This is a genomic window from Anaerolineales bacterium (genome assembly GCA_003105035.1).
GTDB lineage: Bacteria > Chloroflexota > Anaerolineae > Anaerolineales > UBA4823 > FEB-25.
Genome location: PQAL01000038.1, coordinates 182,688 through 197,736 on the forward strand (window position 1 = coordinate 182,688; position 15,049 = coordinate 197,736).

Consider the following 15,049-nt stretch of genomic DNA (forward strand, 5'->3'; position numbering starts at 1 on the left):
CATGACGACCATCCATCCTCTCACCCCTGAACGTTGGCCTGATCTTGAAAAATTATTTGGGCCGCGGGGTGCCTGCGGTGGCTGCTGGTGTATGTATTGGCGCCTCTCACGGCAGCAATTTTCGGCTCAGCAAGGTGAGGTGAACCGCCAGGAATTAAAATCGCTGGTTGCTTCCGGGAAAAATCCCGGCCTCCTGGCTTATGTTGAGGATGAGCCCATTGGGTGGTGCTCAATCGCCCCGCGCGATGAGTTCCCGGTGCTGGCACGTTCCCGCATCTTGAAACCCGTGGATGACCTGCCGGTGTGGTCCGTTGTGTGTTTTTTCGTAAACCGCACCCACCGTCGGCAGGGTCTGACCGTCTTATTATTAAAAGCAGCGGTTGATTATGCGGCTAGGGGTGGAGCCAGCATAGTCGAAGGCTATCCTGTCGACCCAAAGGAAGGCAAAGCACCGGATGTGTTCGTTTACACCGGTCTTTATTCCACATTTCAGCAGGCTGGCTTTACTGAGGTAGCACGCCGCTCAGCGACCCGCCCGATAATGAGATATCCGATTTGAACAGATAAGGGGGAGAATGATGAGTCTTATCCATCCAATCAGCCTGAACGCAACCATCGATGCATGTTCAGAGGAATTCTTCTATGGTAAGCCCATCCCGGTGCCCCTCCGCAAGGACCTGGCGGCAATGCTTATCAACCGCCAGATCCTATCCGGGTCAAATTCTGGATTTTTCATCCCGTTTGCTGCCGAGCCCAAGGACCAAATCCGCATGTTTACCGGGGAGACCCTGCACACCGAGCTGGCCTCCCGCCACCTGCCGCTTATCGAAGCCACCAGGCTGCTTGTCCTGTTAGCCGTGGAGAATGAAGCCTCCCATAAATCGACCCAATTGGCGAATCAACGTATGAGCAGGATGTGCTACAGCAGGTTCTGTTCCTCAGGAGAATGTCGTGCTCTAACAGTCGCTTACATGCGCTATATGATCGTCCAGGACACTCCAGAAGCCAATGAACGGTTAAGCCAGTTTTTGGAACATTTGAAAGCTCAGCGTGATGGGAAGGGTCGTTGGCGCGGTTTTCCTTATCACTACACCCTGCTGATGCTTTCCGAGTTAAGCGAGCCATTGGCCAGAAGTGAGCTTAAATACGCGCATCCCATCCTTGAAAAACTGGCCGGCCAGGCCAAACCAGAAGAACCCTGCGTAGATCGTCGGCAGGCGATCATCCGAACAATTCTATCGAGGAGTTGAAACAATGCCAACACGCTGTTTTTGGGCCGATACATCCGACCAACTCTATCTGGACTACCATGATCGGGAATGGGGTGTGCCAGTCCATGATGATCGGTTATTATTTGAGTTCCTGATCTTAGAAGGTGCTCAAGCTGGTCTCAGCTGGTACACCATCCTAAAAAAGCGGCCGAATTATCTGCGGGCTTTCGATGGGTTTGATCCATATAAAATTGCCACCTATGATGTACGCAAAGTAGCCGATCTCCTGGCTGATCCGGGTATCATCCGCAATCGCCTCAAGATCAATGCTGCCATACGGAATGCTCAGGCATTCATTAAGATCACTCAGGAATTTGGCAGCTTTGATGCCTATTTATGGCAGTTCGTTGGCGGTAAACCGATTGTCAACAATTGGACATCCGGCCATGAGATACCCGCCGAGACGGAAATATCCCGCCGGATGAGCAAAGATCTGCTCCACCGCGGATTCAAGTTCGTGGGGCCAACAATCTGTTATGCCCACATGCAGGCCGTCGGTTTAGTGAATGATCACACCACCGATTGCTTTCGCTACAGTGAGATTCTCGACCTATCTTGCTAATCCTTATCATTCATTTACTACACTGCCTCGCCTATCATTCAGGTATCGGGAAGGTGGTACAATAACAAGCCGTTGGACACCAGGATGCTGTTGAAACGAACTTTTAGCTTGTATTTCAGGGTTTCACCATAGGCTTTCGGCCTGACAGCGGTGATTGAGAACCTGTTATCACATCGAGGATATGTATGTCGCAGGACCAATTCGAATACCGTTCATTTGCACCCAACCGGGATATCCCCAGGCTCGTGTCACTTTATGCTGCCATTGAAAACACTGACCAGGAAGGTAATCAGGTCAGCGAGGCTATCCTGACGCAGCAATTGAGCCTGCCTGGGCACGATCCACTTAAAGATCGCTGGGTTGTCGATGAACCTGGTGATGGTTCCTTTATGATCGGATCTGCCCTGCTTCGAGCAGGCTCTCAATCGTCTTCAGTCAGCGCTAACATCGTCGTTCATCCTGATTGGCGCCACAAGGGGGTTGGTTCCGGTCTGCTTTCCATGGTTAAACAACGTGCTCTCCAGCTCGGGGGCAGGTCGCTTGAGATCTATGCCAGTGCCAAACACCCATCCGCCCAAGGTTTCCTGAAGAAGCACAGATTTACCGCCATGGGTGCCTATACCGAATTGCGTCTCGCTGGAGATGTTAAATTACCCCCCGTGATTTGGCCCTACGGATATACAATGAAGCCCTACTCGGAAGTGAACAATCTCACGACCCTCACCGAGGCCATGAATCTAGCCTATATCCCTCTTTGGGGACACCAGGAAGTCACCAAAGAGCAGATGTCTGCCTGGTTACCAGATTTCGTACCGGATGGGATCTTCCTGGTTTTCTCCGAAAAAGGCCGCGTGGTCGGTATCGGCCGCGTTGAGGCTTCTCCTGGGCGTACCAAAAAGAATGGCATGCCTACCGGTTATATCGATGCCCCAGGGGTGGTTCCGCAGCATCGTCGGCTTGACCTGTACCGGGCTTTGGTCCTCACCGGGATACGCTGGCTGCGTGAGCATGGGCAGGCTCTGATCGAGATGGAATCGTGGGGCGATAAACTGGAAGTATTGAAAATGTACCGGGAGTTAGGATTCAAAGACTCTCACCAGATGATCTGCTACCAGCTAAACTTATCTGAAGGAGATGGCAAGACTGATTCCTCTTAAATAAACGAGAGCCGGGTACGCCACTGCCGGCTCTCTTTAAAAGGAGGAGAAGAAGAGAAATCGCCCTACAGCTAACATCATATCAAATTCTATTGTATCCTGCTTGACGGATAACCTACGATTACCCTACGCTTTACCAACATTCTTGAAAGCTGAGAAGAGAGTTTATGGATCTGACAATTCGCACTGAAAACCTTGGTCGCACCTATAAGATCCGCGGTGGCAAGAAATCAGAACCCCGCTCGCTGGTCGCCCTCACTGACGTCAACCTTGAGATCCAGCCTGGTGAGCTGTTTGGCTTGCTCGGTCCCAATGGCGCCGGNNAAGGAACTGCGCCGCGTCGTCGAGCCGCTGATCACGCTCGGGCGCGAGCCGACGGTCGCCAACAAGCGCCTGGCGTTCAATCGCCTGCGCGACCGCGAGATCGTCGTCAAGCTCTTCAGCGAGATCGGCCCGCGCTACAAGGCGCGCAACGGCGGCTACACGCGCATCCTGAAGATGGGCTTCCGCGTCGGCGACAACGCGCCGATGGCGTTCGTCGAACTCGTCGATCGCCCGCAGACGGCAGCGGCGCCGGCCGAAGACGACGCCAGCTGACGGTCGTCCCCCGCTAGACTGCAAAGGCCTGCCCTGCGGCAGGCCTTTTGCTTTCTGACCTCGATGAACGCCCTGCCCAATCCCGGCGCCGCCGCTGCGGACGATGTCCTGGTCGTCGACCGGTTGCGCAAGGTCTACGGCGGCGTGACGGTCGTCGACGATCTGTCCTTCCGCATCCGCCGCGGTACCTGCCATGCTTTGCTCGGTCCCAATGGCGCCGGCAAGACCACCCTGATCAAGATCCTCACCACGTTGCTCGCGCCCACCACTGGTCGTGCCTGGGTGTCAGGTTTCGATGTAGCTGAAGAACCCGACAAGGTCCGCCCGCGTATCAATATGGTTTCCGGTGGTGAAACGTCCGGTTATGGCCTGTTGACTGTGCGTGAGAATTTATGGATGTTCTCTCAATTTTACGGCCTGTCCTCCGAGGTTGCCAATCAGAATATCAAACGCTTGCTCGAGGTTGTTGGCCTCGCTGATCGCATGAATGCCAAATCCTCCGATCTGTCCACCGGCCTGCGCCAGAAAATGAACATCGTGCGTGGTTTCATGACCGACCCGGATGTGCTCTTCCTGGATGAACCCACCCTTGGTTTGGACGTAGGTGCCTCGCGTGAGGTGCGCCATTTCATCCGCTCCTGGGTGGATAATAATCCAACGCGCACCTTGATGCTAACCACCCACTACATGGTGGAGGCTGATGAGCTATGCGACCGGGTGGCTATCATCAATCAAGGACGTGTGCTGGCTTGTGACACCCCTGAAAACCTTAAGCGCCAGCTGCAACGCGAGGCTATCTTCCACCTGGAAGTCACTCCGTTCAACGGCAATCTGGGTGCTGCCCAATTCCAGGCTCTCCCCGGGGTACGCAACGCCGTTCACCGCCCACAGGAAGGTTGTGATGCGCTCGATCTCATTTTGGAAGAGGAACAAGCGCTGGCTGGTGTGGTGAATACCCTGAATTCCGCAAATATTCAGCTGCTGAATCTGAAAAAGAACGAGCCCTCCCTGGAGGATGTCTTTGTGCAGCTGGTCGGCGCAAGTATGGAAGAAGTCGAGCAGAAGGACGTCTCTGATGAAGGATAATTCTGCCCCTGCCCCGCTTACCCTTAGCAAGCAGGATAACCTCGACCTGTTCCTGAATACACGCCTGCAGAAAAATCACGGGTGGAGGTTGTATCTTCAGACAGTTTATGCGCGAGCTTACCCGCGGCTCATTGGCCAGCAGCGTGAAAAGTCATGGCTGTTCTTCGATATCTTCATGCCCCTCCTTTCCGTGTTTGCCTATGTATTTGTGTACCGCGCCATTGGCGCCCCAGAAGATTACGTCGGGTTTGTCGTTGTCGGTGGAGCGATGATCGCCTTTTGGATGAATGTCTTGTGGAGCATGTCCAGCCAGCTTTATTGGGAAAAGGAACAGGGCAACCTGGCCTTGTATATCATCAGCCCCGCTTCGATGATGGCCATTCTGCTTGGCATGGCGTTGGGAGGCTTGCTGGCTACCACCCTGCGCGCATTCGTGATCATTGTTGTGGGAAGCTTTTTATTCAAGGTTAGCTATTCAGTCAGCAGCTTCGCTCAGCTTTTTGCCGTGTTTTTCCTTACCATGGTTGCCCTGTATGGCCTTGGCATGATGGCTGCCTCTCTCTACCTGCTGCTCAGCCGCGAGGCCTGGCATATCTCCAACCTGGCCCAGGAGCCGGTGTTCCTGTTCTCTGGTTTTTATTTTCCCATCAAGAACTTTGGCTTTTGGATCTCCGCGGCGGCCTCATTTATCCCTCTCACCTTGGGGATGGATGCCATGCGCCAGCTGGTCTTTGCCAGTGGACCTTCACTGGGCTTTCTATCTGTCAAGGTCGAGATCATCATCTTGTGTATCTTGTGTGTTGTGTTTGTAATCGCCGCCCGCCTGATGCTGTCCTATATGGAAAAATTGGCCATCCGGGAAGGGCGTCTCACCGAAAACCGGCGCTAACAAACATCGAGGTTTTCTATGCAGTCAGCTGATATGCAAAATACAAGCAAGGGAATGCTAAATTTAGCCCGTTCCTTCCGCATCGCCGCCTGGTTGGGCTGGCAGATCGAGTCTAATTGGACCGACCCTTTCCTCTTCGCTATATACTCAATTATTAAACCTCTGGCCGGTGCGGCTATCCTGGTGGTAATGTACAGTGTCATCACCAGCGGTAACTTTGCTTCGCCCCAATTTACTTACATTTACCTGGGCAATGCCTTTTATATCTATGTGGCTTCTGTGATGACCGGCATCTCTTGGGCAGTGTTGGACGACCGTGAGCACTATAAGACCCTCAAGTACATGTATATTGCTCCGATCAATATGCGCGCCTATCTTATGGGTCGCGGGGTCGCAAAGTTCCTGGTCGGATCCATTTCGGTTTTCATCACCATTTTTATCGGCGTGCTTTTCTTACATGTCAATATTGTGCTGGCCGAAGTGAATTGGCCGCTCTTTGTTGGTTCGATAGCCATCGGTATTCTCATGCTGGCGATGATGGGCTTGATCCTCGCCGGGATCAGCTTGCTGATTGTCCAGCATGTTTGGTTCATTGGCGATGCGGTCGCTGGAGCGCTTTTCCTGTTCAGCGGTGCTATCTTCCCCCTATCAGTCTTACCCGCCTGGATTCGTTGGGTTGGCTACCTCAACCCTATCACTTACTGGCTTGAAATCTTACGCCGTTCCCTAGTCGGGTCAGTAGCTGAGGCATTTCCGACCTTCCAGAATTTAAGCAACTGGCAGATCGTTGGCATCCTCATCATTCTAACCGTTGCCTTTGGGATCGCCTCCTACTATCTGTTCCGCTATTGTGAGCATGTCGCCCGTGAGCGCGGCCTGATCGACATGGTGACGAATTATTAATGTTTGATCACTTTTCGGTGTAGAAATTCTAATGCCTGAAGCTCAATCAGTTAGCAATTTGCTCTCAACCATTGCTATCGGCAAACTTTCATCCTCCCCCATCGGTCCTTTATGGATAGCTGTTACGACACACGGCCTTGTCCGGGTCGAGTGGGACATGTCAGTGGCTGAATTTATCAACCTGGTAAGCACGACTCATGCTGCACCGGTAATCTATGACGATTCACGTACTTCTTCCGCCCTCCAGCAGCTATCCGAATATCTGCAGGGTACTCGCCGCCAGTTCACCATACCCCTCGATCTGGCTAGCCTGACCAGTTTTCAATGCCGGGTCCTTCAGCTCACCGCTCAGATACCTTATGGGCAAACGCTGACTTATAAGGATCTGGCTGTTCAGGTTGGCAAACCTAAGGCAGCCCGGGCGGTCGGCCGGGTTGAAGCCACTAACCCCATCCCATTGGTTATCCCTTGCCACCGCGTGCTCGGCTCCGATGGATCCCTCCATGGCTATGGTGGCCCTGGAGGCATAAAATTAAAAGCCTGGTTGCTAGACTTGGAACATTCGGCTGTTTAAATAAAAACCTGCGGGCTGGTTACCCGCAGGGTAATGGGTACTCCCTGTTTGGTCCCTGGCTAGTCCGAAGCTAGTCCCTGGCTAGTCCCTGGCTAGTCCTTAAATCCGTATTTTTCGATGATGGTTTGGATGATCTTGGCATCCTCTTCACTGACATTCGCAAATTGATACCCCACATCAAAGAACTCTGGGTTGATATCCGGCCCACACCAACGGCTGCTGGCTGTGAACACCAGCTCATTTTTTTCAACAAAATTATCAGGCAGTTTGATATGCAGCTCCATGGTGTTATTTGCCGCAATGCGGTCTTCACTCAACACCATGGCTCCCTCCAGCGTGAGATTTAACAAGGTGCCGATAATCTTCTCACTCTTGGAATCATAAACATGGGCAAATAATAGCAAGTCCTTGCGTGGGTATTTTCTGCGTTCCTGCATTATTCTCTCCTCAAAAAAATAACACTTGAGATGCACTAAGGATACCGGAAAACTCGCCAATATGCAAGCCTGAAAGGGAATCCAGCTAGTGCTTAACTACCTGTTGCCTGTTTATCCTTTGTTCGCTGAGATGGTAAAATCATGATGTCCGTTTCCGTGCTAAACCATGCAAAAAAGAGGAGATCTTCCATGCCTTCCCCTGTGATTATCGACGCAATCCGCACCCCGATCGGCTCTTTGGGTGGTGTTTTGTCGCCCATTCGCCCGGATGATCTGGCAGCTCATGTATTAAAAGCTATCATCACTCGCAACAAACTTGATCCAGCGCTGATCGAGGAGGTCTACCTTGGCTGTGCGAACCAGGCTGGTGAAGACAACCGCAATGTAGCCCGCATGACTACATTATTGGCAGGTATTCCGGTAGAGGTTGCTGCAGTCACCTTTAACCGCCTGTGCGCCTCCGGGCTAAACGCCGTAAATCAGGCTGCTCGGGCTATCCGTGCAGGTGAAGGAGACGTGTTCATCGCTGGTGGTGTTGAAAGCATGTCGCGCGCCCCCTATTCGCTTCCCAAAGCCGAACAATCTTTTTCCTTCGGCAACCTGACTGCCTGGGACACTGCCCTGGGCTGGCGTTACCCGAACCCGAAAATGCAGGAGCTGTTTGGCACCGAATCGATGGGTGAAACCGCAGAGAATATTGCCCAGATGATGCCGGAAATCACCCGTGAGCAGCAAGATGCTTTCGCCCTGGCCAGCCACCAACGCGCAATTGCTGCTATCGATTCAGGGAAATTTGCTGAGGAGATCGTTCCAGTGTCCATTCCGCAGAAGAAGGGTGAACCAATCCTCGTAACCACCGATGAGCGCCCGCGCCGCGATACCACCCTRGAATCATTATCCCGCTTACGCCCCGCCTTCCGTAAGGATGGCACGGTCACCGCCGGGAATTCATCCGGTCTGAACGACGGTGCTGCTGCCGTGCTCCTGATGAGTGATGCGAAGGCAGCTCAGCTTGGATTGAAACCCATAGCACGCCTCATCGCTTCAGCAGCCGCCGGGGTGCCTCCCCGGATCATGGGCCTCGGGCCTGTCGGTGCTGTGCGCAAGGCTCTCGAACGGGCCGATCTCATCCTTTCCGACATCCGCCTGGTTGAGCTGAACGAAGCCTTCGCCGTCCAATCACTGGCGGTGATCAAGGAGCTCGGGTTGCCCCGCGACCTGACCAATGTCAATGGCGGAGCCATTGCCCTGGGCCACCCCTTGGGTTGCTCCGGTGCCCGCATCCTGACCACGCTTCTTCATGAAATGCGCCGCCGGGCGCCTTCGGAGAAGCGTCCGTATTATGGCCTGGCTACCCTGTGTGTTGGAGTCGGCCAGGGTGAAGCCACCATCGTCGAATGGCTGGATTGATGCGATTTGTAGAACGCAACCTATTATATTTGACTCCAAACTCTGGATTTCATTGAGACTATAAAACGAATTACATCCATCCGGAGAAACAAAACCACAGCAAGACAAAGCATCTTGCTGTGGTTCAACTTTTAATGGATTTATCTCTTAAGGTGTGGCTGTCGCTGGATTGGGTGTGTTCGTTGGGACGTTCACTGTAGGATAGACCGTGCCCACCGTTGCGGTTGGGACTGGGGTGGCGATATTAACCGGGATCTTTAGCACATCACCTGCTGAGATATCATTGGCATTGGCTAAATTGTTTTCTTTGACGATCGCATCTACCGTGCTTCGGAATGTCTGTGCTATTGCGCCTAGCGTATCTCCCAGCTTTACCATATAGGTGATGATCGTGCCTGGGGGGACTAAAGTTGAAACTTCGGTAGGTGTAGGTGCCTGCATGTTGGGGGGCGGTACCAGGATCTTCTGTCCTACAAAAATGACATACCCTGGGGCAGTGATATTCGGATTGAGGATCAGCAAGGTTGGGATATTCGTCCCAAAACGCGTTGCAATGCTATCCAATGTGTCGCCTTGTTGGACCGTATATTCGAATGGTCCAGATGGTGTAGGTGTGATGGTAGGGGTGGCTGTATTAGTTGGCTGTGAAGTTGGTGTGATTGTTGGGGTGTCGGTGGCTGGCATGGGTGTGGCTGTATTGGTCGCCGTGGGAGTATTGGTCAAGGTCGGTGTAGGTGTGGGTCCTCGTAAAGGTGAGTTACCTCCCAACAGCCAGAAGATCAACGCTGCTGCCCCTGCAATGAGTAGGATAGCTGCCCCTATCATGATGGCCATCGGAGTGCCCTGCCGCATTTGCTGCCGTTTGCGGTGTGCCTCGATTACCTTTTGGGGTGAATCTTTTTCACTCATGTATATCTCCTCACAATACTTGGATGCAGGCTTCCCTGATCCATTAACCTCAATGACTATAGACGTTCATTGGCAATTGATGGTTCCAAATGATTCTACCCGATTTTAATGGACTTGTGGCACATTGATACTTTCATCCTCCTATCATACTGGTAAGGTAAAATCATCTTAGAGTGACCCAGGAGGCAGGTATGCACATCCTCATTTTCGGGACAGGTGGGGTAGGGGGGTACTTCGGAGGCCGTCTGGCCCTTGCCGGTGAAAAAGTGACCTTCATCGCCCGCGGTGATCACTTGCGCACCATGCTTGATCACGGTCTCAAGGTTGAAAGCACCCTGGGTAATTTCGTCATTCACCCAATCAATGCAACCGACAACTTGATCGAAGTCGCCGATCCAGATGTTATCTTGCTGTGTGTCAAAGCCTGGCAACTCCCTGGTGCAGCCAAACTCATCTTGCCATTCCTCCAGCGCGATACCTTTATCGTGCCGCTGCAAAATGGGATCGATGCACCTTCCCAATTGGCCGAGATACTTGGTCGTGAGCATGTCCTGGGTGGTTTGTGCGGGATTTTCAGCCATGTAGCAGGTCCAGGTCAGATACACCACACCGGGGGCCACCCCTGGGTCGCCTTCGCCGAGCTGGACAACCACCTGAGTGCCCGTGCACAAGACCTTTTAGAAGTCTTTGAACATGCGGGTGTGGAAGCAGAAATCCCCGCTGATATCCAACTTGCCTTATGGCAAAAATTCCTGTTTATCTCAGCCTTCAGCGGCATCGGTGCGGTTACCAGGGTACCAGTGGGGATCTTTCGTGCTCAACAGGGTACCCGCCAGATGTTTATTGATGCGGTACAGGAATGCTACGCTGTGGCGATCGCTCACGGTATCCCCCTGCCAGCGGATAGTGTTACCAATGTGATTGATTCTCTTGACCGCATCCAGCCCGAGGCTATCTCATCGCTTCAACGCGATATCCTTAATGCCCGCCCATCCGAACTGGAAGCACAAGTCGGTACTGTAGTACGCCTGGCTCAGCACCACAAAATCCCCACCCCGCAATTTTCGCTAATTTATAACAGCCTTTTGCCACAGGAAAAGCTTGCTCGTGGCGACGCCAGCTGACCCCTTAGGCACTGTATCTCACGATGGTGCATCCATAAGCAGGCGTTTGGGGTATTTCAATCTGCCGGTTGGTAAGCAATGCGTCGATCGCTTCGGATACATGGTTACGGGTGGCATTGCGTTGCCTGAAGGTGATGTCATCCCATGCACCCTGATATCGCAGCCTCCCCTCGCCATCGATGATAAAAAAATGAGGTGTGGTCTCTGCCCCATAAAGGTCTGCCACTCTATGGTCCGCATCGACCAAGACACAGGGTATTCGTCTCTCCACAGCAGTCTGGGTGATCAAATCGAGCCCTTCATGAGCATTTGAGGCAATCCACCAGACCACCACCTGGTGGTCCCATTGATTGAGCCTGCTCACCAATTCATAATCCACCCGCCGGCACCAATCGCACTCTGCTGACCAGAAATTCAGCACCACAATATGCCCTTGCATGCCAGCCTTCGAGTATCCATTTCCGGATCCATCACGCAGTTCAAAATCTGAAGTCATTTCTCCAATTGGAATCAAGGGATCCATACCGGGCTATAGCCTCCAATCACGAGCTGTATTGGGTTGCTACCATCCACATTCACCATCCATAGTTCGGGTGGGTTGAATACCCTTGACTCATCAAAGCGTACGTAAGCCAGCCTGGTTCCATCCTGGCTCCATGCAATGTCGTAATGGTTATAATCCGGCTCGTCGCTGATGGCATGGGCATTCGATCCATCCGGGTTCATAATCCATAGCTGTCGCCCCAGCGTCCATTGGGCTGCATCCAGGAATTTTCGGGCAAAGGCGATCATGCTTCCATCCGGTGAATATACACCATCCGTGTCTTCCACGATCACCGACTTGGAGATATCTTCACTAGTGCCGCCCAGCACCTGGTAACTTCGCAGTTGGCTGGTTCCCCGTTCGGTGTTTTCCGGCGCTTGGTAGTAATATACCTCAGGTGCCAGGTAGACATTTCCTGCCGGGCTCCACTCCCCAGGCTGGCCTGTCAGGTTGGAGAGCAAAGTCCTCTTCATGGAGGAAATTTCGATAAATTCATACCCACTGGCAGTGCTATCATAATATGCCAGCCAGCCCGTGGACGACCAGGTTGGTTGCACGGTCTCATGCCCCTCCAGCCCAAGTGCGGAGGGTTCTGCACTTGCCAGGTTGAGCATCCATATCTGGGCTGGACCACTGGCGACAGATGCCTCAGGCTGAATATACTCGTACGCCAGGTATTGTTTGTCTGCCGAGATTACCGGGTACCTGCACTGCGCTTCTCCACAAATCAACACCTGCTGGGGTTGATATGTATCACTGCCTGAGCTCTCAACCTTAGTGCGATCGATTTTGTAGATGTCAGCACCCTCCTGAGCATTACTGGCACTGAAATAGATTAGCAGCCCATCATTACTCAAGCTGAAATCAAGCACCGCCATATCGTGAGTATAGCGGGTAATCTTCCCTGTGGAAGGAGTGAGCGCATAAATATCTGCTGGCTTGTCTGCCGGCCATAAATAAGCCAGCATGGATTCGCCGATCGTAAATGACCAGGTTTTGCCACCCATGGGGAATGTAATCCAGCTGGCGCCCCGGCTGCCCGCCTCCAGTGTCACCGTAACCACCTCACCAGACGGCCAGGCCTGGTCAGGGGTGAAGTTCAGGCTGGTTCCATCCCAGGTATAGCCACCCGAGGTGGCCGGGGAGATTTTCAGGCGCTCAATGACCGATTGATCCACCATCGGTCTTGAAAACACCAAACGGATGCCTGTGGTCGCCGGGGCATTGGCGTCCCCGCCCATTGGATATGTCTGCACCAATTCTGGCTTCGTGTTCCAGGCATAAATTGCTAACACGGCTGCTATGACCACGATCAGCAGGATGGCAATGATCCCAAACTTAAATTTCATGCCAAAGATTATAATCCCGACCGCTCTAATCCACAGTTATTAGGAGCATCAGGAGACGGCATCAATTGCTTCAGGGTATTACCCTGAGCACACTACCTCCTGCCAGGCATCATTCCGCCTTTATGATGCCTGTGAATATCGTTATGGTAGAATGAGAGCCATGAAACGCTGGCAGTTTTGGTTCGGCATCGCCATCAGTGCACTTTTCCTCTACTTGGTCTTAAGTAAAATTGATTATCCTCAGCTATGGCTGGTACTGGTACAGGCGAATTACTGGTGGCTCATCCCAGGCGTTGCAGTATATTTTCTTGCCCTGTGGGTCCGCTCATGGCGCTGGCATTATCTACTGCGTCCGATTAAACCCATAAGCACTAAGACCTTGTTTCCCATCACCACCATGGGATACGCCGGCAATAATATCTTCCCAGCCCGGGCAGGTGAAGTTATCCGCGCCGTGGTCCTCAAGCGCGATGAAAACGTGGCCATATCTGCTTCACTCGCCACCATTATCATCGAGCGCATGTTTGACGGGATTGTCATGCTGGCCTTTATCTTCGTGAACCTGGCGGAATTATCACGTGTGACCAGTGTTGCTATCGAAATTGCCGGGGTTAAATTTGGTATTCAACAGTTAGCTATCTGGGGAAGTGTGGCCTTTTTTGGAGCGCTGGTCGTCTTCCTGGTCGCCGCCATGTTTCCTGCTCCAACCGACCGCCTGGTGACCTGGTTGGTGAGCCATGGGATACCTGCCCGTTACCGTGAGAAGACGCTGGGAGTGATCCGCCGCTTCCTGGAAGGATTGAAATCACTCCGCTCTCCATTTGATGTGTTGATGATCTTTTTTACCTCCCTTCTGATCTGGTTGCTGGAGACGGTGAAGTATTGGTTCGTGATGCATGCATTCAGTTTTTCGGTTAGCTTCTTCGCCCTGATGCTGATGAATGGTGTCGTCAACCTGGCCACCACGATTCCATCTGCACCTGGCTATCTCGGCACTTTCGATTTGCCTGGTATTGCGGTTTTGCAGGCTTACAACATCCCGCGTGAGATTGCTGCCAGCTATACTTTTGTGCTTCATTTTGCCTTGTGGTTCCCGGTTACTGCCTTGGGCTTGTACTACATGGTTCGGGAGGGGATATCCTGGTCAGAAGCGATGCACATCAAGGATAAACCACTACCGGCCGAAGGGACGGATCGATCATGAAACGCATCGCCATCCTGGGTGCCGGCTTTGGAGGCTTATCCGCCGCTTACGACCTGGTCCGCCACGGGCACCAGGTAACGGTTTACGAAACCTCCCCAACGGTTGGTGGGTTGGCAGGTGGTTTCAAGGAACCTCATTGGGAGTGGTCTGTCGAGCAGTTTTACCATCACTGGTTCGCCTCTGATCGGCACATGTTAGGACTGATCAATGAACTGGGCTGGAGTGATCAGGTGATCTTCCCTCGTCCATACACGGTGATGTTTTATCAGGGGAAATTCTATCCCTTCGATTCGATCACCTCTGCCATTCTATTCCCTGGGCTGGGTTGGGGCTTGAATAAAGCGCGTTTTGGATTGGTTGGGCTGTTCCTGCGCCTGAACAATAACTGGAAAACCCTGGAAAAATATACAGTCGACGCCTGGATGCGCCAGTGGGCAGGCGATCGGGTTTATGAGCTCATGTGGGAGCCGCTTATGATCGGTAAGTTCGGTGAGCTCTACGCCAGGCAGGTCAACATGGCCTGGATGTGGGCCCGCCTGAAAGCTCGTACCACCCGCCTGGGCACGTTCCAGGGTGGCTTTCAAGCTTTTGCAGACCGCTTTGCTTCCAGGCTCACTGAGTCGGGAGTATCCATCCAGCTTGAGTCTCCGGTTTCAGCCATCCACCCTGCATTGAATGGCGGCATTGAGCTTTCCATCGCTGGTCAGCAGCTAACCTATGATCAATGCCTGGTGACTACTTCACCCAACCTGCTCGCCCAACTTGCCCCCAACCTTCCCCCCAGCTATCTCAAGGGCCTGCTCGAGCTCAAATCGATGGGCGCCGTGGTCATGACCTTATCCATCAAACACCAGCTCTCTGAACAGGGATACTATTGGTTTAATTTGCCCAAATCGGCTGGCTTTCCTTTCCTGGCCCTGGTGGAGCATACCAATTTCATCTCCCCACAACATTTTGGTGGCGATCACATCGTCTACTGTGGAGACTATCTCGAAGCTGACCATGATTATTTCTCTTTGGGTCAGGATGAGCT

The 15,049-nt window shown here is 52.7% G+C and carries 17 protein-coding genes and 1 pseudogene; 14 read left to right on the forward strand and 4 right to left on the reverse strand.

Annotated elements, in window-relative coordinates; genetic code table 11:
* Nucleotide 1: 1 nt before the first annotated feature.
* From C3F13_17650 to C3F13_17695, 10 genes and pseudogenes are all read left to right on the forward strand, one after another.
* Nucleotides 2-559: a GNAT family N-acetyltransferase gene (locus C3F13_17650; protein PWB50287.1), complete on the forward strand. Its 558-nt coding sequence runs from the start codon at nt 2-4 to the stop codon at nt 557-559.
* Nucleotides 560-578: 19 nt separating this feature from the next.
* A complete protein-coding gene (locus C3F13_17655; GenBank protein ID PWB50288.1) occupies nt 579-1,250 on the forward strand; it encodes a hypothetical protein in 672 nt (223 codons plus the stop codon).
* Between the two features lie 4 nt (nt 1,251-1,254).
* Nucleotides 1,255-1,833: a DNA-3-methyladenine glycosylase I gene (locus C3F13_17660; protein PWB50289.1), complete on the forward strand. Its 579-nt coding sequence runs from the start codon at nt 1,255-1,257 to the stop codon at nt 1,831-1,833.
* 185 nt (nt 1,834-2,018) lie between these two features.
* Nucleotides 2,019-2,990 (forward strand): hypothetical protein, encoded by a 972-nt coding sequence (locus C3F13_17665; GenBank protein PWB50290.1) that lies wholly within the window; start codon nt 2,019-2,021, stop codon nt 2,988-2,990.
* Between the two features lie 212 nt (nt 2,991-3,202).
* Nucleotides 3,203-3,312: pseudogene (locus C3F13_17670) on the forward strand (ABC transporter).
* Nucleotides 3,303-3,587: a 50S ribosomal protein L17 gene (rplQ, locus tag C3F13_17675; GenBank protein PWB50291.1), complete on the forward strand. Its 285-nt coding sequence runs from the start codon at nt 3,303-3,305 to the stop codon at nt 3,585-3,587. Before C3F13_17670 ends, rplQ begins: the two are co-directional and overlap by 10 nt.
* Nucleotides 3,588-3,650: 63 nt before the next feature.
* On the forward strand, nt 3,651-4,673 hold the full coding sequence (locus C3F13_17680; GenBank protein PWB50292.1) for an ABC transporter: 1,023 nt from the start codon (nt 3,651-3,653) through the stop codon (nt 4,671-4,673).
* Complete coding sequence (locus tag C3F13_17685; protein PWB50293.1) at nt 4,663-5,562, forward strand: ABC transporter permease; 900 nt, start codon at nt 4,663-4,665, stop codon at nt 5,560-5,562. Before C3F13_17680 ends, C3F13_17685 begins: the two co-directional genes overlap by 11 nt.
* 18 nt (nt 5,563-5,580) lie before the next feature.
* Nucleotides 5,581-6,465, forward strand: a complete 885-nt coding sequence (locus C3F13_17690) for a hypothetical protein (protein ID PWB50294.1) — start codon at nt 5,581-5,583, stop codon at nt 6,463-6,465.
* Between the two features lie 31 nt (nt 6,466-6,496).
* Entirely contained in the window at nt 6,497-7,039 is a 543-nt protein-coding gene (locus C3F13_17695; GenBank protein ID PWB50295.1) for a methylated-DNA--[protein]-cysteine S-methyltransferase, read from the forward strand.
* A gap of 92 nt (nt 7,040-7,131) precedes the next feature.
* Here the strand turns inward: C3F13_17695 and C3F13_17700 are convergent, their stop codons facing one another.
* Nucleotides 7,132-7,476 (reverse strand): hypothetical protein, encoded by a 345-nt coding sequence (locus C3F13_17700; protein PWB50296.1) that lies wholly within the window; start codon nt 7,474-7,476, stop codon nt 7,132-7,134.
* A 189-nt stretch (nt 7,477-7,665) separates the two neighbouring features.
* Between C3F13_17700 and C3F13_17705 the strand changes: the two genes are divergently transcribed.
* Nucleotides 7,666-8,886: an acetyl-CoA C-acyltransferase gene (locus C3F13_17705; protein PWB50297.1), complete on the forward strand. Its 1,221-nt coding sequence runs from the start codon at nt 7,666-7,668 to the stop codon at nt 8,884-8,886.
* 147 nt (nt 8,887-9,033) lie between these two features.
* Here the strand turns inward: C3F13_17705 and C3F13_17710 are convergent, their stop codons facing one another.
* Entirely contained in the window at nt 9,034-9,795 is a 762-nt protein-coding gene (locus C3F13_17710) for a hypothetical protein (GenBank protein ID PWB50298.1), read from the reverse strand.
* A 191-nt stretch (nt 9,796-9,986) separates the two neighbouring features.
* On the opposite strand from C3F13_17710, the gene C3F13_17715 reads away from it, so the two are divergent.
* Nucleotides 9,987-10,919, forward strand: coding sequence for a 2-dehydropantoate 2-reductase (locus C3F13_17715; GenBank protein PWB50299.1), 933 nt, complete (start codon nt 9,987-9,989; stop codon nt 10,917-10,919).
* A 4-nt stretch (nt 10,920-10,923) separates the two neighbouring features.
* Here the strand turns inward: C3F13_17715 and C3F13_17720 are convergent, their stop codons facing one another.
* Complete coding sequence (locus tag C3F13_17720; protein ID PWB50300.1) at nt 10,924-11,442, reverse strand: hypothetical protein; 519 nt, start codon at nt 11,440-11,442, stop codon at nt 10,924-10,926.
* On the reverse strand, nt 11,430-12,812 hold the full coding sequence (locus C3F13_17725) for a hypothetical protein (protein ID PWB50301.1): 1,383 nt from the start codon (nt 12,810-12,812) through the stop codon (nt 11,430-11,432). The genes C3F13_17720 and C3F13_17725 overlap by 13 nt, the downstream gene beginning before the upstream one ends.
* Nucleotides 12,813-12,972: 160 nt before the next feature.
* Between C3F13_17725 and C3F13_17730 the strand changes: the two genes are divergently transcribed.
* Nucleotides 12,973-14,016: a TIGR00374 family protein gene (locus C3F13_17730; protein ID PWB50302.1), complete on the forward strand. Its 1,044-nt coding sequence runs from the start codon at nt 12,973-12,975 to the stop codon at nt 14,014-14,016.
* Nucleotides 14,013-15,049: oxidoreductase (locus C3F13_17735; GenBank protein PWB50303.1), on the forward strand; the 1,037-nt coding region annotated here is incomplete at its 3' end. The genes C3F13_17730 and C3F13_17735, both read left to right, overlap by 4 nt.